This window comes from Devosia sp., from assembly GCF_040509215.1.
Lineage (GTDB): Bacteria > Pseudomonadota > Alphaproteobacteria > Rhizobiales > Devosiaceae > Devosia.
The window spans coordinates 1-22,808 of sequence record NZ_JBEVLL010000157.1 but is presented as its reverse complement, the minus strand read 5'-3'; the positions used below and the strand labels follow the sequence as shown (position 1 = coordinate 22,808).

Genomic DNA, 22,808 nt, shown 5'->3' with positions numbered 1-22,808 from the left:
ATCCGTCCTCGCTCTGCGGCGTGATCTATCAGGGCGCCAATCAGGGCCGCTACCGCTGCCAGTTCACCTTTGCCTGCGATGGCCGCGGCGATGCGCCGGGCGAACGCCAGGCTTGGGCTCGTTCCATGGCGCTCGCCAAGGACGTCTATGCCGAATATGCGACCGGCGCAGAAATCGGCGCTATTCCTGACTCGGCGCTGTTTTACCACACCACAAATGTCCGCCCGTCCTGGTCCTACACGTTCAGCCGCGTGGCCGAAGTCGGGGCGCACATCTTCTATTCGCCGAACTGATTTCTTCCCGACCGGGAAATGAAAAAGGGCGCCAGTGGCGCCCTTTGTTTTATTCGGCTGCCTGCAGCAATTGCGGCCCGGCTTCTGCATCGGCCTCGGGACCGAACTTCTTGAAATTATTGCGGAATAAATCGACCAGCTTCAGTGCCTGGATGTCGTAGGCATCGGTGTCGGCCCAGCACTGGCGCGGGTCGAGGAGGCGCGGGTCGACGCAGGCGACTTCCACCGGTACGGCAAAACCGAAGAGCGGGTCGAGGCGGGTCGGGGCACTATCGAGCGAGCCATCGAGCGCGGCCGTGAGGAGGCGGCGGGTGGAAGCGATGTCGATGCGCTTGCCCTTTCCATAGGCGCCGCCGATCCAGCCGGTGTTGAGGAGCCAGGCCTGGGCGCCACTGGTGCGCAGACGCTCGGCCAGCATGTCGCCGTAAACCGTTGGGTGCAAAGGCATAAACGGGGCGCCGAAGCAGGCGGAAAAGGTCGCCTGCGGTTCGGTGACGCCGCGTTCGGTGCCGGCAACCTTGGCCGTGTAGCCCGAGAGGAAATGGTAGACGGCCTGTTCCGGCGTCAGCTTGGCGAGCGGCGGGAGGACACCAAATGCGTCTGCCGTGAGGAAAACCACGGTTTTCGGCGTGCCGCCGACGCTGCCCGGGGCGAGCGAGGGCAGGACGTCGAGCGGGTAGGCCGCGCGGGTGTTTTCGGTGAGCGATACGTCGTCAAATGCTGGCACACTGTTAGCATCGAGCACGACATTTTCGAGCACCGTGCCAAAAGTGCGGGTCGCGGCGAAGATTTCCGGTTCGGCCGAGGCGCTGAGCTTGACCGTCTTGGCGTAGCAACCGCCTTCGAGATTGAAGACGCCGTCCTGGCTCCAGCCATGTTCGTCATCGCCGATCAGCGGTCGGTCGGGGTCGTTGGAAAGCGTCGTCTTGCCCGTGCCCGAAAGACCGAAAAAGAGCGCGGCCTCGCCATCGGGCCCCAGATTGGCCGAGCAGTGCATAGGGAGCACATTGTCGTTGGGCGCGTGAAAGTTGAAGAGCGAGAAAACGCTCTTCTTGATTTCGCCAGCATAGCGGGTGCCGCCGATGAGGACCACGTTGCGGCTCATGTCGAGGGCGATGACGGTTTCGGTGCGCGTGCCGTGGCGCGCCGGGTCGGCGGTGAAGAGCGGCGCGTGGATGATGGTCACCGGGGTGGCCGTATCCGAGGTCTCAATGCTCTCGCCCGGACGGATGAGCAGGTTGCGGATGAAGAGGGCGTGCCAGGCGCTGGGGGTGAGGACGGTGACGCCATATTGGTGGCGTGTGTCGGCCCCGGCGAGAAGGTCTTGGCTGTAGAGGCTCTGGCCCGCAAGATGCGCCTTGATGTCGCCGAGGAGGAGATCGAACTGGGCCGGGGTGAGCGCGCCGGCATTGTCCCACCAGACCTTGTCGGCGGTCAGAGCATCGCGAACGATGAACTTGTCCTTGGGCGAGCGACCGGTAAAGGCGCCGGTCTCCACTGAGAGGGCACCGTGTGCGGTGAGTTTGGCGCCGCCATGCGCCAGCGCGTCGGCAACCAGTTGGGGGGCAAGCGCGTTTGCACTGAGTGATAGTGCGGCTTCGGCGATGGCTTGGCGCAGGGTGTTGTGGTCTTCGACACTCATTTTTCGTCTCCATCGGGCGCCGCACGGGGCAGCAGGTGAAGAGAAAATAGGCGGGCCAATCCCCCGCCAGCCATCCCGAAATCGGTCGTAAGACGGAAGTCGCAGCCATTTCGTAGGGGGTCGGGCACTGGCTAGAGGCTTGGCCCCGCCTTATTTAACGCGTAATTGTCGCCTGCAACGTCGCGTGAGGGGCCGAGGCCCCAGCAAGATGCAAGCGTCGCAACTAGAAAGGCAGAATATGCCCAAGATCGCCCTCGTGGACGACGACCGGAACATTCTTACCTCCGTTTCCCTCACCCTCGAGGCGGAAGGCTACCAGGTGGCGACCTATACCGACGGGGCCTCGGGCCTCGAAGGCCTGACCACAGACAAGCCCGATCTGGCCATTCTCGACATCAAGATGCCGCGCATGGATGGCATGGAACTGCTGCGTCGCCTCCGCCAGAAGTCGGACGTGCCGGTGATCTTTCTAACCTCCAAGGACGAGGAAATCGACGAGCTGTTCGGCCTCAAGATGGGCGCCGACGATTTCATCACCAAGCCGTTCAGCCAGCGTCTGCTGGTCGAGCGCGTCAAGGCGATCCTCCGTCGTTCGGCGCCGCGCGACCCCTCGGCCGCTGCTGGTCCCGCTGGCGAACCCGTGCCGGGCAAGGCGCTGATCGAGCGCGGCTCGCTGGTTATGGACGAAGAGCGCCATACCTGCACCTGGAAGGGCCAGCGCGTTACGCTGACCGTGACCGAGTTTCTGATCCTCCAGGCTCTGGCTCTGCGCCCCGGCGTCGTAAAATCGCGCAATGCGCTGATGGACGCGGCCTATGACGATCAGGTCTATGTCGATGATCGCACCATCGACAGCCACATCAAGCGCCTGCGGAAGAAATTCAAGGCGACCGACGACGACTTTGAAATGATCGAGACGCTCTACGGCGTCGGCTATCGCTTCAAGGAGCAATAAGGAACTTCGTGGCCACGATCGATCCTCAATTCGAGGGAACGCGACCTGATCGGGACGCTGAGCCTGCTCCTGTTGGAAAAGGGAGCAGGCGCGGCTGGCGCATGGCGCTCAAGCCCTTCGGTCAGGTGATCGTGGCGCTGCGGCGCTTTGTCGACTTCACCATTTTTTCGAGCCTGACGCGCCGCATCATCGTGCTCAATCTCGCCGGCCTTCTCGTGCTGGTGGTGGGGATCTTGTACCTCAACCAGTGGCGCGCGGGCCTGATCGATGCGCGCGTGCAATCGCTGCGCGTGCAGGGCGAAATCATCGCCGCCGCCATTGCGGCCTCGGCCACAGTCGATAGCGATGTCATCTCCATCAATCCAGACCGGTTGATCGAATTGCAGGCGGGCAATGTTTCCCCGCTCTCCTATTTCGATCCATCGCTGGAATTTCCCATCAGCCCCGAACGCGTCGCCCCGCTGCTGCGCAACCTGATCACGCCGACCCGGACGCGAGCGCGCATCTATGACCAGCAGGGGCTGCTGATCCTCGACAGCGACAATATCATCGGGCGCGGCGAGGTGATCCGGCAGCAGATCGACACGTCAAAGACCAATTCCTTCTTCCTCGCTGATTGGTGGAACGCCATCATCGCCTGGGCGCCGGGGGACAATTTCTCAAAATACCAGGAATACGGCGCCGACGAGGGCACGCGTTACCCTGAAGTCGCCTCGGCCTTGCAGGGCGCATCCGCCGATTTCGTGCGGGCCGATGACCATAACCAGCTTGTCGTTTCCGTCGCCGTGCCGGTGCAGCGCCTGCGCGCGGTCGTTGGCGCCATCCTGCTCTCGACGGCACCGGGCGATATCGACTCGGTGGTGGCGCAGGAGCGCTGGAGCATTTTGCGTATCGCGATGATCGCCGCCGGCGTGCAGATCGCGCTGTCGCTGCTGCTGGCCGGTACCATTGCCGGCCCGATGCGCCGGCTTTCGGCTGCAGCGGAGCGCGTGCAGACGGCGGGCAATGCCCGCGCCGAAATTCCCGACCTGACCGACCGCCCGGACGAAATTGGCCATCTCTCGGGCGCGCTGCGGCGCATGACCGATGCGCTCTATAATCGCATCGAAGCGATCGAGCGCTTTGCCGCCGACGTGGCGCATGAGCTCAAGAACCCGCTGACTTCGCTGCGTTCGGCGGTCGAAACCCTGCCGCTGGCCAAGAAGCCGGAAGACCGCGCGCGGCTCAATGAAATCATCCAGCACGACGTGCGTCGTCTGGATCGGTTGATCACCGATATTTCGAGCGCTAGCCGGCTCGACGCCGAACTGGCGCGCGAAAGCGCTGAACTGGTAGACGTCGAAAAACTGGCCGACGCCATGGTCGGCATCCAGAAGGACGTAGCCGCTGGCCGTCAGGTCAATGTGGTGATGGGCAAGCGCCTTGGGCGCGGGTCGACCGTGATCACCGGGCACGAAAGCCGCCTGGCGCAGGTGCTGGCCAACCTGATCGACAATGCCGTCTCGTTTTCGCCGGTCGATGGCACGGTGACGGTGACGGTTTCGACTGAGACCGACATGATCGTGCTGACGGTAAGCGACGAGGGGCCGGGCATTACCGGCGACGTCGGCCGGATTTTCCAGCGTTTCTATACGGACCGGCCGGAAACCGAGAGCTTTGGCAATCACTCCGGCCTGGGTCTGTCGATTTCCAAGCAGATCGTGGATGCCCATAAGGGTACGATCAAGGCGCAGAACCGGACGGATCGGTCTGGGGCACTGTTTACGGTCTCGCTGCCGAAGACACGGCGGTAAGGGTTTGGGCGTCGTGGCTCTCTCACCCCCTCCCAACCTCCCCCATCAAGGGGGAGGTGCAGATCGGGTGTCTTCGCAATGCTGAAAACACGCGAAAACATCCACGCGACCGCCATTCAGCTCGACGGAAAAGGCATAGTGCTCCGTGGCCCTTCGGGCTCGGGAAAGTCGCTGCTCGCGCTCTATCTCCTCGATGTCTTTGGCTCCCGCGGCAAAGACGCTGCGCTCGTCTGCGATGACCGAGTCGATATCGAACTGGACGGCAAGACCATCTCGCTCCACGCCCCATCCACCATTGCCGGGCTCATCGAACTGCGTGGTCACGGCATTGTCAGACGGCCCTATCGGAGCGGGATACGGCTCGATCTGGTGGTTGATCTCGTGCCGGCCCTTGAACGCATGCCCGAGAACAACGATTTCAAATGTGCCCTGTTAGGGGTGGAAATCGCCCGTTGCCCGGTGCCACAGGCGGGCGTGATTGGAATCGAACACCAGCGCCTCTTGATCGAAGAGGCGCTGGGCGCAATCGTTATCCCTTCTGGAGGGTGACAATTTAGCACTTGCAACCGTTGTCATCGGGGGCAAGACTGGCGCCCGCTCCCAAATGCACCCGAGGCAGGGAGCGGGGGCTTATCGGACTGGGATGAGGTTGCGTCCTTAAAAATAGGCGCAGCCATCGTCTGGGGAGAATGCATGATCGGGTTGGTTCTGGTGACGCATGGCGCACTGGCGGATGAATTCAAGCTGGCGCTGGAACATGTAGTTGGACCCCAGGAACAGTGTGAGGCCATCGCCATTGGTCCTGAAGACAACGCCGAAACCCGGCGCGAGGACATTCTGGCGGCGATCGACCGGGCCGACACTGGCGATGGTGTGATCATTCTCACCGATATGTTCGGCGGCACCCCGTCGAACCTGGCAATTTCAGTGATGCAAAACCGCAATGTCGAAGTGATCGCGGGCGTCAACCTGCCCATGCTGGTCAAGCTCGGGCGTGTGCGCAGCGATCTCGCGCTGGCCGATGCGGTGGCCCTCGCGCAGGAAGCTGGCCGCAAATATATTACGGTGGCCAATTCCATCCTTGGTGGAGCATCCTAAATGGATGGTGATCGTGCCGTCGCCCAGCAATTGACCATCGTCAACCGCAAGGGTCTGCACGCGCGCGCATCGGCGCGCTTCGTGCGCACGGCGGAATGTTTTGACGCTTCGCTGCACGTCATCAAGGACGGTCAGTCGGTCAACGGCAATTCCATCATGGGCCTGATGATGCTCGGCGCCGGGCCGGGCTCGACCATCTTGGTGCAGGCCACCGGCAAGCAGGCGCGCGAGGCGCTGGAAGCCATTGTCGAGCTCGTAAACAACGGCTTTGACGAGGACAATGAGGGCGTCTAGCCCTCAGCTACATCCACGCGATTTTTCCACCGACGCAATCGTCGCGACATTCTCGCGCTCGACGGCGTTGAGTTTTACCTGGCCCTGATTGGTGATGAAGCAGCCTTCATTGCCAAAGGCGTTCTTGGCGCGCTGGGTGGAAAAGCAATAGCCATTCTGCTTGTAGATCCAGTTGCGCACTTCCCAGAGCGACTGGCAGGACAATTGGCGCAGGTCCGAGCGCTGGAAATAGTCGCTGTCGTCACAGCCGATCATCTCGTAGCAATTGGCAAATGCGCTCGACATGCTGGCGAGCATGGCCAGCGTCACGGCAAACCCTCTGAGCATTGCAGTCCCTCCTTCTTCAAGCGATCAAAGCACGGATTGACGACAGCAGGAAGATTTCCGATTGGGGCGTCTTGGGCGAACGAAGCCTTCGCGCTGGCTTCCATAGAAGTCTTGCTGGACGCGGCCTAGATTAAGGGCAATTCGTTTCGCTCTTGGGAGGTCGGCATGATCGACACATCCGTTCAGACAGTGGTGAAGTCCAAGCCTCAACTGCCGCTCAGCACGACGCTGGGGCCGGTGCATATCGCCGTGACCGATCGCGCCCGTGCGCTGGCCATCTGGCAGGATGTGGTCGGGCTCGAACTGATCGCCGAGACGGGCAATCTCCTGCGGCTTGGCGCCGGCGGAAAGGTGCTGATCGTCCTCGAGACAGGCGCAGTGCGTCCCGCCGTGCCGCGCAGCATCGGGCTCTATCATGTGGCGGTGCATGTTCCGGCCCGGGTGGACCTGGCGCAGATGGCGGTGCGGGCGCTGCAGCGCAATGTGCGCATTTCACCGACTGACCACCTCGTCAGCGAAGCCATCTATCTCTGGGATTTTGATGGCAATGGCATCGAGATCACCTTCGAGACGCCCTGGCGAGGCACGCTGGGCGATCCGGAAAAGGGGCAGACCTATGCGCTGACTGCGGACGGAAAGCCGCATTCGGGGCGCGAACCCATCGATCTCGATGGCCTCTTGGGGGAGTTGGGCCCGGCGCCGGTGCTTGCGCCGCGCATGCCAGCCGGTACGCGCATCGGCCATATCCATGTGCATGTGAATGACCTGCATATGGCCATGGATTTTTACCGCGATGTCATCGGCTTTGCCGGGTTTTTGCTGATCAGTTCCTTTGGTATGGGCGATGTCGGGCTCGACTACATGCCCCACACCGTGGCGTTCAATATCTGGTCCGGCCCCAATGCGGTGCTGCCGCCGGCCGGCTCATCGGGGCTGCGCTGGTTCACCATTGCCGTGCCGGGCGCGGAGCACTTTGATGCGGTTATCGGCCGGCTCGAAAAGGCCGGGGCGCCGATCGAGCGGCTGGACAAGGGCATCGAAACGCAGGATCCATTCGGCAACCGCATTCGCGTGGAACTGGCAAACTAAAGCTGGTTTCCCGCGTTCTGCTTGAAACTGAGCGAGGGGGAAGACATGCGCAGCGCAGATGACGTTCTGAACTTCTGGTTTGTCGAGCACGGGCCGGAGGACTGGTTTGCCGGTAAGGCCGAATTCGACGCCAAGATCGCCGAGGCATTCAGCCAGACCCATGCCCATGTCGCCAAGGGCGAGGCCTGGGAATGGCGCGCCAAGCCCTCAGGGCGACTGGCCGAGATCATCGTGCTCGATCAGTTTTCGCGCCAGCTCTTCCGCAATTCCCCGCTCGCCTTCGCGCAGGACAAGATGGCGCTGGTGCTGGCCCAGGAAATGGTCGGGCAGGGGCTCGACATGAAGTTCGAGCAGCCAAAGCGCGGCTTTATCTACCTGCCCTTCATGCATGCAGAATCGGCCGCGATCCAGTCGGCGTCAGCGCGGCTCTATGAGGCGCTGGGCGATGAGGATCAGCTCAAATATGCGGTCGCCCATCGCGAGACGGTCGACCGTTTTGGGCGTTTTCCATTCCGCAATGCGCCGCTGGGGCGCGAGAGTACGCCCGAAGAGCTGGCCTATATGGAAGAACAGGCCGAGCGGAAGTTTTAAGTCGACCGCGACCGTCATCCTCGGGCTTGACCCGAGGACGCTTCACTTCATTTGACTGCAGCAAGTGTGGAGCCCTCGGGTCAAGCCCGAGGGTGACGTATTGCGGGCGGAGCGTTCCTTAGAACGCCCATTCACCCTTGCGCATGACCGGCTCGACCGTGCCGTCGGCATGGACGCCGTCGATGTCGATCTTGTCCGAACCGATCATCCAGTCGATGTGGATGAGGCTCTTGTTGCCGCCTTGGGCAAAGATCTGGTCGGACGAGAGTTCCTTGCCGCCCTCAAAACAGTCGGCATAGCACTGGCCCATGGCGATGTGGCACGAGGCATTTTCGTCGTAGAGAGTGTTGTAGAAGAGGATCCCCGAGGCCGAGATCGGCGAGGAATGCGGCACGAGGGCCACTTCGCCGAGGCGGCGGGCGCCTTCATCAGTGTCGAGCACCTTGTTGAACACGTCCTGGCCCTTGGTGGCCTTGAGCTCGACGAGAACGCCGCCTTCGAAGCGTGCCTGGATGTTTTCGATCAGCGTGCCATTGTGGCTGAGCGGCTTGGTAGCTGCCACGGTGCCTTCGACGCGCAGGCGGTGCGGGGTCGTAAACACTTCCTCGGTCGGGATGTTGGGGTTGCAGGTGACCCCGTTCTTGGCTTCCGACGCGCCGCCCTTCCAGCGATGACCATCGGCGAGGCCAATGGTGAGATCGGTGCCGGGGCCGCTATATTTGAGAGAGGCAAACTTCTTGCCGTTAAGCCAGGTCCAACGGGCTTTCAGGTTCGCATTGTGCTGCTTCCAGGCGGCAATCGGGTCGTCCTGGTCGACGCGCGAAGCCTTGAAGATGGCGTCGGCGAGTTTGGCGATCGCGACATCTTCGGCGTCGTTCGGGAACACCAGTTTGGCCCAGGCCGGGGTCGGGTAGGAGACGATGTTCCAGTTGATATCAAAACCGGTGATCAGCTCCAGCGCCGGGCGATAGGCGGCCGAATTGGCGCGGTTGGCGCGCGAGACCTTTTCCGGGTCCTGGCCGGCCAGCATCATCGGGTTGTCGCCCGAAATGGCAAGGCGCGCGGCATTGTTCTTGTAGGCCTCGGCCATGCCCGCATAGAGCCAGCCGGCAGCGCGGTCAAAGCTCTTGTCATTGGCATATTTGTAGCGGGCGAGGGTCGCTTCCTCGTCCGAATAGATCGAGGTCACAAGACCAGCGCCGGCCTTGTAGGCATGCTCGGTGATGCGACGCACCAGCGGCGCGGCGACCATCGGGGCCGTGATGATGAGATCCTGGCCCTCGGCCAGTTGCAGGCCGACGTTGATCGCCACTTCGCCGAGTTTGTCCAGTTTTGTGGGATCGATGGGGGAATTGCTCATCGGGCAAAGCCTTCTTTTCGTTGAATCGGTTGGCCGGAGCCTAGCGCCCCAAAATGCGCCGCGCCACCCGCGCAAATCGTAAAATCCGTTGATCTCAATCAAGGTTGGCCGCTCGGCGCGGACGGATATGGAAGCCATCACCTTTGGAGGCTTTTCAATGACCGTTCTCATCATTGCCGTCGTCACCATCTTCGGCGCCTTCGCCGCCGCCATGTCCTATGCCGAATTCCAGACCCGTGGGATTTTCGCGCCCGGAGCGAAGAAGCCGGAATAGGTGGCCCAACGCAACTTTCGGCCTCCTCCTCCACGATCAATCCATCATCGTCACCACCGGGCTTGTCCCGGTGGTCCATGCGGAGGCGAGATGGATTGCCGGGACAAGCCCGGCAATGACGACGGAGAATTTTTCAAGGCTCTCCGGTAACGTCAGTGCTGCACCGCAAGACGCTGACCGCCCTACTGTGTTCCAGCGGCACCACACGCGACTTTCCATCGCAAAACCTATTGGCAAAGGCGAACGGTTTGGCTATCAACCGTTCACCCCTTCATTTTCTTTGAACCTAGGGAGGCGTTGCATGACAGCATTTATGATCGCTTCCCCGTTTGGCATCGGCCGACCTTAGGTCCCTGCCAACCGCGGCCCGCCGTTTAGGCCAGCCGCCCGCGGTTTTCTCTTTCCTCCCCTTCTGCAGACCCGACCGGCCCGACAGGGTCATTGTCTCGCCCGGTCAGTTTTGTGCCTTTCATAGCCCTTTTTGAGGAGCCGGCTGCCGGAGAACGGGGTCGGACTGCCAAATGAGTCGCAAGAAACTCGACTTCCGCGCCGATGCTTTCCGCAGCGTGCTCGGCTTTACCTTCCGCCACTGGGCCCGCCAGCCCAAGCGTATTGCCCTGATTGCCGGCCTCGTCATGGTCGCGACCATTGCCGAAGTGCTGGTGCCGATGTTTTCGGGCCGCATCGTCGACGCCATTTCCGGCGACCAGAACACGGCGTTCAATGACGCCATGCGCGCCTTTGCCGTGGTTGCGGCGCTGGGCGTGACCAGCGTCGTGCTGCGCTTCTTCGTGTTCCAGACCATCATCAAGCTGACGCTGCAGATGATGGCGCGGATCGTGCACGACGGCTTTTACAAGGTGCAGCGCTTTTCAACCGACTGGCACGCCAACAGCTTTGCCGGCTCGACGGTGCGAAAAGTAACGCGCGGCATGTGGGCGCTCGATGCGCTCAACGACATCCTGCTCGTGGCGCTGCTGCCGAGCTTCGTCATGCTGGTCGGCGCTTCGATCCTGCTCGGCTCCTATTGGCCGGTCATGGGCCTCGTCGTTGCCGGTGGCTCGGTGATCTACATCGCCTTCACCGTCCTGATGTCGGTGGGCTATGTCGCCCCGGCCGCAAGCCTTGCCAATGCCTGGGATACTCGTCTTGGCGGCGCCTTGGCCGACGCGGTGAGCTGCAACTCGGTGGTAAAAGCCTTCGGCGCCGAAACGCGCGAAGAGGACCGGCTGCGCCATGTCATGTCCAAGTGGGATTCTCGGACCCGCCGGACCTGGAAGCGCGGCACGCTCAACGGTACCATTCAGGGTCTGCTCATGACCCTGATGCAGGCCGGTATTCTGGGTACGGGCCTCTATATGTGGACGCAGGGCCTGGCTTCGGCCGGCGATATCACCTTCGTCCTCGCCATGTTCTTCGTGCTGCAGGGTTATCTGCGTGACGTCGGCATGCACATCCGCAACCTGCAGCGCTCGGTCAATGACATGGAAGAGCTGGTGGCCCTCTCGAACATGCCGCTCGGTGTCGAGGACAAGGCCGGCGCCAAGCCGATTGCCATTGGCGAGGGTGCGATCAATTTCGATCACGTCACCTTCCGCTATGGCAGCCACGCGACCCCGCTTTATCGCGACTTCTCCGTGGCCATCAAGCCGGGCGAGCGTGTGGGTCTTGTGGGGCATTCAGGGTCGGGCAAAACGACGTTCGTCAAGCTGATCCAGCGGCTCTATGACATCAATGGTGGTGCCATCACCATTGATGGGCAGAACATTGCCGAGTTCCAGCAGGCGAGCCTGCGCGGCCAGATTGCCATCGTGCAGCAGGAGCCGATCCTGTTTCATCGGACCTTGGCCGAAAACATCGCCTATGGTCGGCCGGAAGCGAGCCGGGCGGAAATCGTCGAGGCGGCGAGACAGGCCAATGCGTATGATTTCATCATGGACCTGCCCAAGGGCTTTGAGACCATGGTGGGCGAACGCGGCGTGAAGCTTTCGGGCGGTGAGCGGCAGCGTGTGGCTATTGCCCGTGCTTTCCTCGCCGATGCACCGGTGCTCATCCTTGATGAAGCCACCTCGAGCCTCGACAGCGAGAGCGAGGTGATGATTCAGGAGGCGATGGAACGGCTGATGGTCGGCCGGACGACGCTGGTTATCGCGCACCGTCTCTCGACGGTCCGCGCCCTCGATCGCCTGCTGGTTTTCGACAAGGGCAGGATTGTGGAGGAGGGCGACCACAACTCGCTGATCCGCCTGCAGGGCGGCATCTATCGCCGGCTGTTCGAGCGGCAGGCGCTGGAACTGACCAAGGGCCTCGTGGCCTAGCAGACAAAGGAGCCCGCGGAGAAATCTGCGGGCTTTTTCCTAGTGGGCGATGTCCATGGTGGAAATGCCCATGCGCGGATCGCGCACCACGCGGATCTGCTTGAAGGGGGAACCACCGGGCTTGCGGCGCGGATCATTGGGGTCGATCCGCTCGATCCGGCGCCGGTCGGGACCGAAATAGTGGTCCGCATCCACATAGATCAATTCGTGCTTGAGCTGGTCGTTGAGTTTGTGGCTCATGTCGGCGACGGGATCGGTGACGAACAGCACTTCATCGAAGCCCATCTGCACCAGCGGCACGATCTGGTGGCGCGGCCCGGCGGTGACGAAGCAGACGATGGGCGCGAAGCGGCGGAAGACGTGGTCCGAACTGCGCAGGCCGTGGATGATGCGCTGCTTGCTGCCATCGGGCAGTTGCCCATGGACGAGAAAATAGGTCAGCCGGTTTTTCGGCAGTTCGGCGAACTGGGTGTAATTGGCCACCGTGCCAAAGCCGAGCTTGGTGGCCAGCGTGCCGAGGGCGGTGGCGCTGACCTCATTGGGCGCGAAAGTAACCGCGCCACAATCGGCGAGCATATTGGTGGTCTCAGACAAGATCATCGCCACTTCCCTCCCAGGAAACGCTCAAGTCATCGTCAGACCCATTGTGGGGAAATTGTTTAAACTACGTATTAATGCGAGTTTTGATCTTAAGCTTGTACCAAAGTACTGCTTTGCATAACCGGGTATATCGAAAGTAAAAAGCGGCGGCGCGCCAAGATGGCGCGCACTCTGTTGTTGTGCGGGGGCCCCATGGTGCCCGGCGTCAGCTTTCCGGCTTCAGCATGCGCATGAGGACGCCGCTGCGCAGCACGAATTGCTGCACCAGCGCCCCGGCAATGTGCAGCAGCACCAGGCCGATCAGCAGAAGGCGTAGCGGCCCGCCATGGACTGATGCCGCGCCCTCGACGCCGCCGAACCAGGCGACGAGGCCGGAAATCGGGATCATGAACAGCAGCGCATAAATGCCCCAATGGACGACATTGGCGAGGAGAGCCAGCGCGGCCGGTTGCCCCGCCGGATGCGGCGGCGCGCCATGGCGCAGGCGGATCACGAGGCGCACGGCGGCCAGGATCAGGATGGCACTGCCCACGATGATATGGGGCAGGGGATTGCCGCCCTCTTCGCCGGCCCGTCGCATCGCCCGCCAGGCTTCCTCCATGCCGTCATGCACGAGAAGCTGAAAGAGGATCAGCGCCACAATCAGCCAATGGAGAATGACCTGGGCGCGCGAATAACCGGCGGGGGCGGGAGTTGAGGACATGGGCGACACTTTCTCTTTGGGGCCAGGGCGCGTGTCATGCGCCGCAAAGCTACAATTGCGGCAGGGGCAACGGGTTGCAAATGAAGCTTTGGACAGGTTTACGCGCCGGACAGCCAAAAGCTTCCGGTTTTGAGCGGACCCCGGAGCGGCAATCGCCTCGGATGATTTTATATATGAAGCGATAGCCGCTCCGGAGGCCGGGTTTTTGGACAGAGCCAACAGCGCCTCTTGATCGCTCGTCGCGAGGGACCGACTCCCGAACCCATGGGGAAGGCGACCTCCCCACAAACCGGCTCCCCCCGCCACTGATCGCCTGCAGGCCGCTCCCGCGGGGTGGATGAGACGGAGAATACAACGCCTGCGAGGGGCGGGGATAAGTGGGACAAGTTTTCCGCTTAACCCTTCATTCACCATAAAACCGGCTTTCCGGAGCCGGTCGGACGGCGGTGCATTGTATTTGTATCAAATGCGAGGCAGCCCCATGGCTTACCAAAACCCGATGCCCGACGCCTATGTCGCCGAATTCCTCGACCTGGCGCGCTCGGCCAATGTCACCTTCGATATTACCGAAGATCGCCTGCACATGCGGATGGTCAATCCCAACTGGGCCATGTGGTCACCCATAAGGCACCTGCTCGACGAGATCGGCCACGAGCGTATCGAGGCCTTTGTGCGCCGGGAGACGGCGGCGCGGCAGGCGGTGGAGAGCTGGAACGAGGCGAGTGTTGAGCGGCTGAAGGGGGCGGCGGAGGTTATGCGGGGCGGGGTGTAGCGACCGATCATAGGTTCGGTTTCTCCCCCGAAAAAGCATCATAGCCAGAGGCCCTGCCGCGCCTCAGTTTTTCTCAGGCTTACTCGACCGCGACAGGAGGCACGTGTAGCTTGCTGTCAAGCGGATCGGGGGAAACATGAAGTCGAAGAGCGTCGGTTGGGATTTTGTTGGCCGGATACGAAACATCTCCTTGGCCCCCTCTCCTGCTAATTCGCTTCTCCCTGTTTTCGAGGGCATCACAAATTCGATCCAAGCGATTGAGGAGCGCTTTGGCGCTGAAAATCTCTCTCACGGTAGGATAGCGGTCGAAGTACTCCGTGACGATCAGGGAGACGTCACCGGTTTCATTATCGACGACAACGGTGTCGGGCTGAATCAGGAAAACATGGGCTCATTTGAGACCTCTGACTCCCGATACAAGTCGGCTCGAGGTGGCAAGGGCATAGGTCGCTTCGTCTGGTTGAAGGTCTTCGAAAAAGTCCACGTGGACAGTCGCTACGGGGATGCTCCTACGGACGGGCTTTCTTTTGACTTCGCGCTGACGGAAAAGAACCAGATCGCGAATATTTCAGAGCGAGCCGCACGTCCGAAAAGGGGAACAACAGTTCGGCTGAACCCGTTTCGGTCGGAGTACAAATCCGTTTGCCCGAAACGAGCGGAAACAATACAAGCCAAGATTATCAGTCACTTTCTTTCGTACTTTATCTCGGGAAACACGCCGGAGATAACCGTTGTTGACGGGGAGGAAAGCAGACTTTCGACTGAGTTTGCTGACTACGTTCAAGGGCGCAAAGACAGCGAGATCACAGTTCAGGTTGGAAATGACAGTCTGACATTCCAATACACCTGCCTGCTCCTGCCAAAATCGCTTTCGGATGACGAGAAGGGGACGAATGCTATCTTCTATGGTGCGAACGGGCGCGCCGTAGTTCGAAGAGCAATAGACAATGCAATAGGGATGCAAGCCATTGAGGGCAGCAATGCCTTCTTTGGTTATGTGACGGGGACCTACTTAGACCGACACGTAAATCAGGAAAGAACTGCGATTTCTTGGGGCGACGAGGATGTTGCGGACCAGGTTCACAGCCAAGCTCTGGCGCTAACGAAGGAATTTCTCTCCCCGCAGATCGTAAAAATTAGAACCAAGCAGACTGAGGTGGTGAGTAAGCTGCTCGGCGAGAACTTGAGGTTCATTACTATAGTTTCTGATCCGGCGGAATTCGCGGCTTCCTTAGAGCTTGGAACTCAATCGTCAGAAGATATTTATCTCGAACTATCGCGAGAGGCGAGGCGAGAGGAAAATAGAACGAGGCTTGAGTATAGCCAGGCAAAAAAGAAAAAAACCGACATCGATGAAGATGTGAAGAAGTACACGGCAAAACTAAGTAAAGAATCATTAGCATCGTTGGCGGAGTATGTTTACAAGCGTAAGCTCATCTTAAATGCTTTTGAGGATAAACTTGCTTTCTCCGATGTTGAGTCTAAACGTCACGAACTTGAAGAAGTCGTGCACGACCTGATTGTTCCTCTGCGGTCGACGTTCGACGACATGCGTTATGAGGATCACAATTTGTGGATAGTAGACGACCAACTGGCATTCTACTCATACTTCAATTCGGACAAAACTCTGCGTGCAATCACGGGGGGCGCTGACGCCTCCACAAAAGAGCCCGATTTGACTCTGTTTGACCTTGGACTTGGGATGGAGCGTGCGGGTTCTCTAGAGCCGGTTTCCATCATCGAGTTTAAGCGGCCCGGCCGTTCGAACTACACCCTGTCAGATAATCCAATTGTGCAGATTCGAGAGTACTGCTCTCGTCTGAGAAGCGCGGGGCGCCTAGTGAACGCAAGGGGCAAAGAGCTCAGGGCCATAGAGGAAAACACACCGTTCCAAGGACACATCATAGCCGACATCACCCCTAGCCTGATTGAAATGATGAAGCAGTTTGGGCCCTACGCCAAGAAAGCGGGCCACAACTGTTACTATAAGTGGGATGATGAATACAAAATGTTCATTCAAATTCAATCGTACTCTGACGTGCTTAAGGGTGCCCGCGCAAGAAATGAGGCCTTCTTCCAACACCTCGGCGTTAATCTATAGCTTCCGATCCCTAATGCGCCTCATCCCAATTCTTAGCTGCATGCGCGTCCACCTGGATCGGCACGGTTAGCCGCACAGCCGGCTCCGCGGCGTTCTCCATCACGCGCTTGATCACCGGGATCGCTGCATCTTCCGTGCCTTCGGGCACCTCAAAGATCAGTTCGTCGTGGACCTGCAGCAGCATGTCGGCGTCGATTTTGGCTTTTTTCAATTCCGGCTCCATGCGGATCATGGCGCGACGAATAATGTCGGCGGCTGAGCCCTGGATGGGGGCGTTGATGCTGGCGCGTTCGACAAAGCTGCGTTCGCTGGGATTGCCGGAATTGGCATTGGGGAACTGGATTTTTCGGCCAAAGATGGTCGTAACAAAACCGTCGGCTTTCACCTTCACCTTCTGGGCGTCCATATAGTCGCGAATGCCTGGAAAACGCTCGAAGTAGGTCTTGATGTAATCGCCGGCTTCGCCGCGGGCGATGCCGAGCTGGTTGGCAAGGCCGAAGGCGGAAATGCCATAGATGATGCCGAAGTTGATCGCCTTGGCGCGGCGGCGGACATCGCTCGGCATGCCTTCCACCGGCACGTTAAACATTTCCGAGGCCGTCATGGCGTGAATGTCGAGGCCTTCCTCGAATGCGTCCTTGAGCGCCTGGATATCGGCGATATGGGCGAGGACGCGCAGCTCGATCTGGGAATAGTCGGCCGAGATCAGCGTCTTGCCAGGCGCGGCAACGAAGGCGGTGCGGATTTTGCGCCCGTCGCTGGTGCGGACCGGAATGTTTTGCAGGTTCGGATCGTTGGACGAGAGGCGCCCGGTGAGCACGGAGGCCTGAGAATAGGATGTGTGCACGCGGCCGGTGCGCTGGTTCATATAGGTGGGGAGGGCATCGGTATAGGTGCCCTTGAGTTTGGTGAGCTGGCGCCAATCGACGATGGTACGGGCGAGCGGAATGCCCTTGAGGGCCAGGTCTTCGAGCACGTCGGCCCCGGTTGCCCAGGCGCCGGTCTTGGTCTTCGTGCCGCCTTCGAGGCCCATCTTGTCAAAGAGGATTTCGCCGAGCTGCTTGGGTGAGCCGAGATTGAAACTCTGGCCGGCCAGCTCATAGGCTTCCGCCTCGAAGGCGGCGGCGCGCTGGGAGAAATCGCCCGAGAGGCGGGCGAGAATCTGGCGATCGACGGTGATCCCGCGCGCTTCCATGCGGGCAAGCACCGGGGCGAGTGGCCGTTCGAGGGTTTCATAGAGCGTCGTGGCGTTTTCCGCCGCGAGGCGCGGCGTCAGAATGTGCCAGAGGCGTAGAGTGACATCGGCATCTTCGGCGGCATAGCGCGCGGCCGTCGCGATATCGAGCTGGTCGAAGGTCTTTTGGGCTTTGCCGGTGCCGGCAAGCTCAGAGAAGGTGATGGTCTTGTGGTTGAGCCAATGGTCGGCGAGCACGTCCATGCCATTGTAGCGCGGGCCATCGAGCGCATAGGAAATGAGCATGGTGTCGTCGATCGGCGCCATGTTGATGCCGTAGCGCCAGAAAATCTCCATGTCATATTTGACGTTCTGGCCGATCTTGAGGATCGAGGGAGCCTCGATGACCGGCTTGAGCGCCTCGAGCACGTCGCGAATGGGCAACTGGCCCTCGACGAGCCCGCCGCCGGACAGAAGATCGCCGGCAAGGGCATGGCCGACGGGGATATAGCAGCCTTCCCCGATTTTCGTTGAAAGGCAGATGCCGACGAGATCGGCCACCTGCGGATCAAGGCCGGTGGTTTCGGTGTCGATGGAGACGTGGCCGACATCAATGATTTTGGCGACCCAGGCGGCGAGGCGCTCGGGGGTCGAGACGATCTCATAGTCGTCGTAATTGACCGGAATGGCCTTGATGCGCGCGTGCTCCTCGGCAGCAAAGCGGGCGGGGCCGGTGCCGGGCACGACATTGGCGGCGAGCTTTGCCTTGGCGACCGAGAGCGAGGTCGATTTTTGCGGGGCGCCGGGGACGGGCGTTTCGCCGCCGGCTTTCAGCTCGGGATCGGCTTCAAAATCGTCGGGATTGGCTTCGAGCAACCCCGCCAGACGCTTGGTAATCGTGGCGAATTCCATGGCCTTGAGGAATGGGAACAGGGCCGAGGGCGCCATGGGCTGGCGGATAAGGCCATCGAGGTCGATCTCGACCGGGACCTTCTGCTCCAGAGTCACGAGCTTTTTGGAAATGCGGGCGAGATCGGCATTGGCGATCAGCTTTTCGCGGCGGGCGTTCTGCTTGATCTCGGTGGCGCGCTCCAAGAGCGTTTCGAGATTGCCATAGGTATTGATCAGTTCGGCCGCGGTTTTGACGCCGATGCCGGGGACGCCGGGGACGTTGTCGACCGAGTCGCCGCAGAGCGCCTGCACATCGATGACCTTGTCCGGCGTGACACCGAACTTGGTGAAGACTTCGTCTGGGCCAATCCAACGCAGCGGCGGCTGGCCGGGGCGGGGAATGGTGTCGAGGAGGCGAATGCTGCCATCGGGCTCGACGAGCTGCATCAGGTCCTTGTCGGACGAGGCGATGGTCACCTTCCAGCCGGCGTCCCGCGCCATCACGGCATAGGTGGCCATGATGTCGTCGGCTTCCCAACCTTCCATCTCGATCGACGGAATCGAAAAGGCGCGGGTGGCCGAGCGGGTCAGGGGGAACTGCGGCACCAGTTCTTCGGGCGCCGGCGGACGCTGGGCCTTGTATTCGGGGTAGAGATCGTCGCGAAACGTCTTGCCCTTGGCGTCGAAGATGACGGCCATGTGGGTGGGCGCCTCGTCGGCGTCCATGTCCTGCGTCAGCTTGAACAGCATGTTGCAGAACCCCTGCACGCAGCCGACCGGCAGACCATCGGACTTGCGGCTGAGCGGCGGCAAGGCGTGGAAGGCGCGGAAAATATAGCCCGAGCCGTCGACGAGCAGCAGATGCATGAGACGATTCCCTTTCAGTCCGGCGGCGACTTTAAAGGGTTGGGAACAAAGACGGTACCCGGATTTTGCAGCGGCTTGCCAGGCCGTGTCACTAATGATAGTAGGCAAAAAACTAAGTGTATTAGGAAATGTAAATGCCGCGGGCGGGACTGACACGGGAAAGGCTGGTTGATGCGGGGTGTGACCTCGCCGATCGCGACGGTTTTGTCGCGCTGACGCTGGCGGAGCTGGCGCGACAATTCGAGGTGAAGCTCGCGAGCCTTTATTCGCATGTGCGCAATTCCGATGACCTGAAAGCCGGCGTCGCCCTGCGGGCGCTGGACCTGCTGGCCGACTGGGCCGATGAGGCGGTTGCCGGGCGTGCCGGGAAAGAGGCGGTCGTGGCCCTGGCCCAGGTGCATCGGCGCTTTGCCGGGGAGCATCCGGGACTGTTCGAGGCGGCGCGGTTTCCGCTTTCGGCTGAACAGGCGGCGGGGAGCAGTGGGGTGCGGCTGGCGCGAACCATGCTGGCGGCTTTGCGGGGCTATGGGCTTTCCGAGGCCGACCAGGTGCATGCCGTGCGGCTGCTCGGCTCTTTCTTTCTCGGCTTTTCGCTGCTGGAGCGGGGCGGCAGTTTTAGCCACAGCCAGCCAGAGCCGGATCAATCATGGCAACGCGGGCTCGATGCGCTCGATGTGACGCTCAAAAGCTGGATGACGACATGAAGAATTTTCCCATCACCGACGACCTGGTCTTTGGGGCGCAGGAGCTGGAGCGCACCGAGACGGGCCTGCAGCCGCACCGCCTGCCCGCGAAAGCGCGGCAGCAGAACGAAGATGCGGGCTTCTCCATGGCCGAGCGGCAGCCTTCAGGTGTGAGGCTGAAATTTCGCACAGCGGCAAGCGTGATCGAACTCGACGTGCTGCCGACCAAGCGGGTCTATACCGGCATGCCGGCGCGGCCCGATGGCGTCTTTGATCTGCGGGTGGATGGTGAACTCATTCTGCAAAGAACGGCGCTTGGCGGGCGTGTCATGCGCATCGGGATGGCGCCACCCTCGATGGTGCTGGAGCCGGGCGAAACACAGGTGCTGCGCTTTGAAAACCTGCCGGGACGGGACAAGCTGGTCGAAATCTGGCTGCCGCATGACGAGATGGTCGAACTGGTGGCGCTGCGGGCGGACGCGGAGCTTGCCCCAGTTCCAGCGCGCCGCACCTGGCTCCATCATGGCAGTTCCATCAGCCAGGGGTCCAATGCCACCTCGCCCACCGGCATCTGGCCGGCAGTGGCGGCGACGCTGGGCGAGGTTGACCTCATAAACATGGGCTTTGGCGGCAATGCGCTGCTCGACCCGTTCACGGCGCGCGCCATGCGCGACACCAGGGCCGATCTCATCAGCGTCAAGATGGGAATCAATCTGGTCAATCTCGACCTGATGCGCATGCGCGCCTTCGGGCCGGCGCTGCATGGCTTTCTCGATACCATCCGTGAAGGCCACAAGGAGACGCCGCTCGTTCTGGTATCGCCGATCTATTGCCCGATCCACGAAACAACGCCCGGACCCGGCCAGTTCGATTTCGCAGCGCTGGCCGAAGGCCGCATGCTCTTTCGTGCCGAGGGCAGTGCGGAAGAGGTGGCAAAGGGCAAGCTGACGCTCGTCACCATTCGCCAGAAAATGCAGGCGATCGTCGCGCAAAGGTCTGCCAGCGATCCCAATATCCACTATCTCGACGGTCTCGAGCTCTATGGCGCGGAAGACAACCAGCTTCTGCCCCTGCCTGATGCGCTCCATCCCGACGCCGCTGTCCATGATCTCATGGGGCGTAGGTTTGCCGAGAAAGTGTTTGCGGGCGTTTTTTGTAGAAAGGGGGAAGCCTGAGGCCTTCGCGGCTCACCGCGCCGAGTTCTGCTTGCCGTAACTTCCTCACCAGCCTATTGACCGTGTGGACGCACCCGGCGACAGTATTGTGATCAAGGCGCTTGTCGCCAACGATATATATGCCTGAGTCCTTGGCATTTGCGGTTCCCGCATCTGGGGCTGAGCCGGATTTATTTGAGGAGCTATCATGAGCGAAACGGTTACCCCCGCTTCTACCCCCCGCGCCCTGCCGTCGGATGACGTGCTGCGCGAAGAAATCATTCAGCTCATCATGACCGAACGCAATGTCGAGCGCGAGAAGCTGGTACCCGAAGCCAGCTTCCGCTCGCTCGGCTTTGAATCGCTCGACGTGGTGATGCTGCTCATGGGCGTCGAGGAAAAGTACGGCGTCTATCTGCCCATCGATGGCGAACTGAGCACCGTCAATACGCTGTCCGAACTGCTCGACCTGCTCGTCGCGCGCATCAAGACCGCCGAGCCGGCATCGGCCGCGCTGGCGCCCAAGGCTGCCGCCGGGGGCGCTGCACAGTGAGCGTAGAGGTCGCCATTACCGGCATGGGGTGTGTGACGGCTGCAGGCCTGGGCGTTGATGCGCTTTGGCAGGCAGTGCGCGATGGCGACCCCAAGGTTTCACGGCTGGACGGCGACGAATTCGCCCGCAGCCACGTCAAGATTGCGGCGCGTGCGCCCTTTGACATGGCAGACCATTTTACGCCCAACCAGGCCCGCACGCTGGACCGGTTTTCCGCGCTCGCCATCGTGGCCGCCAAGGAGGCCATCGAGGCTGCCGGGGCTGAGCCGCGCGAATGGGGCGACCGGGTCGCGCTGATCATCGGCACCGGTATTGGCGGTATCGAGACCACGGCCTCGATGTATGGATCGTTCACCACCGGTACGCGCGGCGACCCGATGGCGATCCCGAAAATCATGCCCAACGCGGCGGCCTGCCAGGTCGCCATGGCCTTTGGCGTGACCGGCACCCTGCTGGCGACGGCCGGAGCCTGTTCGTCTTCGGCCCAGGCCATTGGCCTTGGCCTGCAACTGATCCGTGCCGGCATTGTCGACCGCGCTATCGTGGGCGGTTCGGAGGCCATGGTCATTCCCTCCTCCATGCTCGCCTGGGAAATGCTGCGCGTGCTAACCCCCACGGCCCAGCGCCCCTTTTCCAAGGGTCGCGATGGCATGATGATGGGCGAAGGCGCCGGCGTCATGGTGCTGGAGCGGCTCGATCTGGCTCAGGAACGCGGCGCGCCCATCGTCGGCATGCTGCGCGGCTATGGCACGACGAGCGATGCCAAGGACCTTCTGCGGGCCGATCCAGTGCGCTCCTCCGCTGCCATCAGCCGGGCCCTGGCCGATGCGGGGCTCGCCCCGTCCGACATCGCCTATTGCAATGCGCATGGTACGGGCACGATCGCCAATGACGTGGCCGAGGCCGAAGCGCTGTCGCTGGTCTTTGGCGAAGATCTTCCCAAGCTTGCCGTGTCTTCGACCAAGCCCGTTCATGGCCATTTGATCGGCGCCGCCGGCGTCATCGAGGCTATCGTGACCGTCAAGGCGCTGACCGAAGGCATCGCGCCGCCGACAATCAATTTCCTTGAGCCGGACCCGGCCATGCAGCCGATCAATTGCGTGCCCAACAAGGCCCAGCCGATTTCGGGCAAGGTAGGCATCAGCAATTCCTTCGCCTTTGGCGGCATCAACTGCTCGCTGGTGCTGTCGGCGGTCTGAGGCTCCGCGAAGTATCGCAAAGCCGATCCAATTTGCGCCCTCCCCAATCGGGGAGGGCGTTTTTGTTTGGAGCAGGC

The 22,808-nt window shown here is 61.2% G+C and carries 21 protein-coding genes; 15 read left to right on the top strand and 6 right to left on the bottom strand.

Annotated features, from left to right (window positions below):
• Window positions 1-293: cell wall hydrolase (locus ABW043_RS08715; RefSeq protein WP_353920825.1), on the top strand; the 293-nt coding region annotated here is incomplete at its 5' end.
• Between the two features lie 49 nt (window positions 294-342).
• Here ABW043_RS08715 and pckA read toward each other — a convergent pair.
• The gene (gene pckA, locus ABW043_RS08710) at window positions 343-1,935 is read right to left on the bottom strand and encodes a phosphoenolpyruvate carboxykinase (ATP) (protein ID WP_353920824.1); all 1,593 of its coding nucleotides are present in this window, start codon (window positions 1,933-1,935) and stop codon (window positions 343-345) included.
• A gap of 238 nt (window positions 1,936-2,173) precedes the next feature.
• Here pckA and ABW043_RS08705 point away from each other — a divergent pair, with 238 nt between their 5' ends.
• The 5 genes from ABW043_RS08705 to ABW043_RS08685 all read left to right on the top strand — a co-directional run bounded on the left by ABW043_RS08705 (window position 2,174) and on the right by ABW043_RS08685 (window position 6,075).
• Complete coding sequence (locus ABW043_RS08705) at window positions 2,174-2,890, top strand: response regulator transcription factor (RefSeq protein ID WP_035079460.1); 717 nt, start codon at window positions 2,174-2,176, stop codon at window positions 2,888-2,890.
• Window positions 2,891-2,991: 101 nt separating this feature from the next.
• Complete coding sequence (locus ABW043_RS08700) at window positions 2,992-4,683, top strand: sensor histidine kinase (protein ID WP_353920823.1); 1,692 nt, start codon at window positions 2,992-2,994, stop codon at window positions 4,681-4,683.
• Between the two features lie 78 nt (window positions 4,684-4,761).
• Complete coding sequence (locus ABW043_RS08695; protein ID WP_353920822.1) at window positions 4,762-5,232, top strand: HPr kinase/phosphorylase; 471 nt, start codon at window positions 4,762-4,764, stop codon at window positions 5,230-5,232.
• Between the two features lie 144 nt (window positions 5,233-5,376).
• Window positions 5,377-5,781 (top strand): PTS sugar transporter subunit IIA, encoded by a 405-nt coding sequence (locus ABW043_RS08690; protein ID WP_353920821.1) that lies wholly within the window; start codon window positions 5,377-5,379, stop codon window positions 5,779-5,781.
• A complete protein-coding gene (locus ABW043_RS08685; protein ID WP_035079451.1) occupies window positions 5,782-6,075 on the top strand; it encodes an HPr family phosphocarrier protein in 294 nt (97 codons plus the stop codon). It begins immediately after the preceding gene.
• A gap of 3 nt (window positions 6,076-6,078) precedes the next feature.
• On the opposite strand, the gene ABW043_RS08680 is transcribed toward ABW043_RS08685, so the two are convergent.
• On the bottom strand, window positions 6,079-6,402 hold the full coding sequence (locus ABW043_RS08680; protein ID WP_353920820.1) for a YARHG domain-containing protein: 324 nt from the start codon (window positions 6,400-6,402) through the stop codon (window positions 6,079-6,081).
• Window positions 6,403-6,567: 165 nt separating this feature from the next.
• Here ABW043_RS08680 and ABW043_RS08675 point away from each other — a divergent pair, with 165 nt between their 5' ends.
• Both ABW043_RS08675 and ABW043_RS08670 read left to right on the top strand, forming a co-directional pair.
• Entirely contained in the window at window positions 6,568-7,491 is a 924-nt protein-coding gene (locus ABW043_RS08675; RefSeq protein WP_353920819.1) for a VOC family protein, read from the top strand.
• Between the two features lie 45 nt (window positions 7,492-7,536).
• Window positions 7,537-8,082, top strand: coding sequence for a DUF924 family protein (locus ABW043_RS08670; RefSeq protein WP_353920818.1), 546 nt, complete (start codon window positions 7,537-7,539; stop codon window positions 8,080-8,082).
• Between the two features lie 118 nt (window positions 8,083-8,200).
• Here the strand turns inward: ABW043_RS08670 and ABW043_RS08665 are convergent, their stop codons facing one another.
• On the bottom strand, window positions 8,201-9,442 hold the full coding sequence (locus ABW043_RS08665) for an aminopeptidase (protein ID WP_353920817.1): 1,242 nt from the start codon (window positions 9,440-9,442) through the stop codon (window positions 8,201-8,203).
• 795 nt (window positions 9,443-10,237) lie between these two features.
• Here ABW043_RS08665 and ABW043_RS08660 point away from each other — a divergent pair.
• Window positions 10,238-12,034 (top strand): ABC transporter ATP-binding protein, encoded by a 1,797-nt coding sequence (locus ABW043_RS08660; protein ID WP_353920816.1) that lies wholly within the window; start codon window positions 10,238-10,240, stop codon window positions 12,032-12,034.
• 39 nt (window positions 12,035-12,073) lie between these two features.
• Here ABW043_RS08660 and ABW043_RS08655 read toward each other — a convergent pair whose 3' ends face one another.
• Complete coding sequence (locus tag ABW043_RS08655; protein ID WP_353920815.1) at window positions 12,074-12,634, bottom strand: hypothetical protein; 561 nt, start codon at window positions 12,632-12,634, stop codon at window positions 12,074-12,076.
• A gap of 205 nt (window positions 12,635-12,839) precedes the next feature.
• Window positions 12,840-13,337, bottom strand: a complete 498-nt coding sequence (locus tag ABW043_RS08650) for a cytochrome b (protein ID WP_353920814.1) — start codon at window positions 13,335-13,337, stop codon at window positions 12,840-12,842.
• A gap of 481 nt (window positions 13,338-13,818) precedes the next feature.
• Here ABW043_RS08650 and ABW043_RS08645 point away from each other — a divergent pair, with 481 nt between their 5' ends.
• The gene (locus tag ABW043_RS08645; protein ID WP_353920813.1) at window positions 13,819-14,109 is read left to right on the top strand and encodes a hypothetical protein; all 291 of its coding nucleotides are present in this window, start codon (window positions 13,819-13,821) and stop codon (window positions 14,107-14,109) included.
• A 136-nt stretch (window positions 14,110-14,245) separates the two neighbouring features.
• Entirely contained in the window at window positions 14,246-16,210 is a 1,965-nt protein-coding gene (locus tag ABW043_RS08640; protein ID WP_353920812.1) for an ATP-binding protein, read from the top strand.
• A 10-nt stretch (window positions 16,211-16,220) separates the two neighbouring features.
• Here ABW043_RS08640 and polA read toward each other — a convergent pair whose 3' ends face one another.
• Window positions 16,221-19,142: a DNA polymerase I gene (polA, locus tag ABW043_RS08635; protein WP_353920811.1), complete on the bottom strand. Its 2,922-nt coding sequence runs from the start codon at window positions 19,140-19,142 to the stop codon at window positions 16,221-16,223.
• Between the two features lie 134 nt (window positions 19,143-19,276).
• Between polA and ABW043_RS08630 the strand changes: the two genes are divergently transcribed.
• From ABW043_RS08630 to ABW043_RS08615, 4 genes are all read left to right on the top strand, one after another.
• Window positions 19,277-19,846 carry a TetR/AcrR family transcriptional regulator gene (locus ABW043_RS08630; protein WP_353920810.1) on the top strand — a complete coding sequence of 190 codons (570 nt, stop codon included), beginning with the start codon at window positions 19,277-19,279 and terminating at the stop codon, window positions 19,844-19,846.
• Entirely contained in the window at window positions 19,843-21,000 is a 1,158-nt protein-coding gene (locus ABW043_RS08625; RefSeq protein ID WP_353920809.1) for an SGNH/GDSL hydrolase family protein, read from the top strand. The genes ABW043_RS08630 and ABW043_RS08625 overlap by 4 nt, the downstream gene beginning before the upstream one ends.
• A 187-nt stretch (window positions 21,001-21,187) precedes the next feature.
• Window positions 21,188-21,532 (top strand): phosphopantetheine-binding protein, encoded by a 345-nt coding sequence (locus tag ABW043_RS08620; RefSeq protein ID WP_353920808.1) that lies wholly within the window; start codon window positions 21,188-21,190, stop codon window positions 21,530-21,532.
• Window positions 21,529-22,731 (top strand): beta-ketoacyl-[acyl-carrier-protein] synthase family protein, encoded by a 1,203-nt coding sequence (locus tag ABW043_RS08615; RefSeq protein ID WP_353920807.1) that lies wholly within the window; start codon window positions 21,529-21,531, stop codon window positions 22,729-22,731. The genes ABW043_RS08620 and ABW043_RS08615 overlap by 4 nt, the downstream gene beginning before the upstream one ends.
• The last annotated feature ends 77 nt before the right edge of the window (window positions 22,732-22,808 follow it).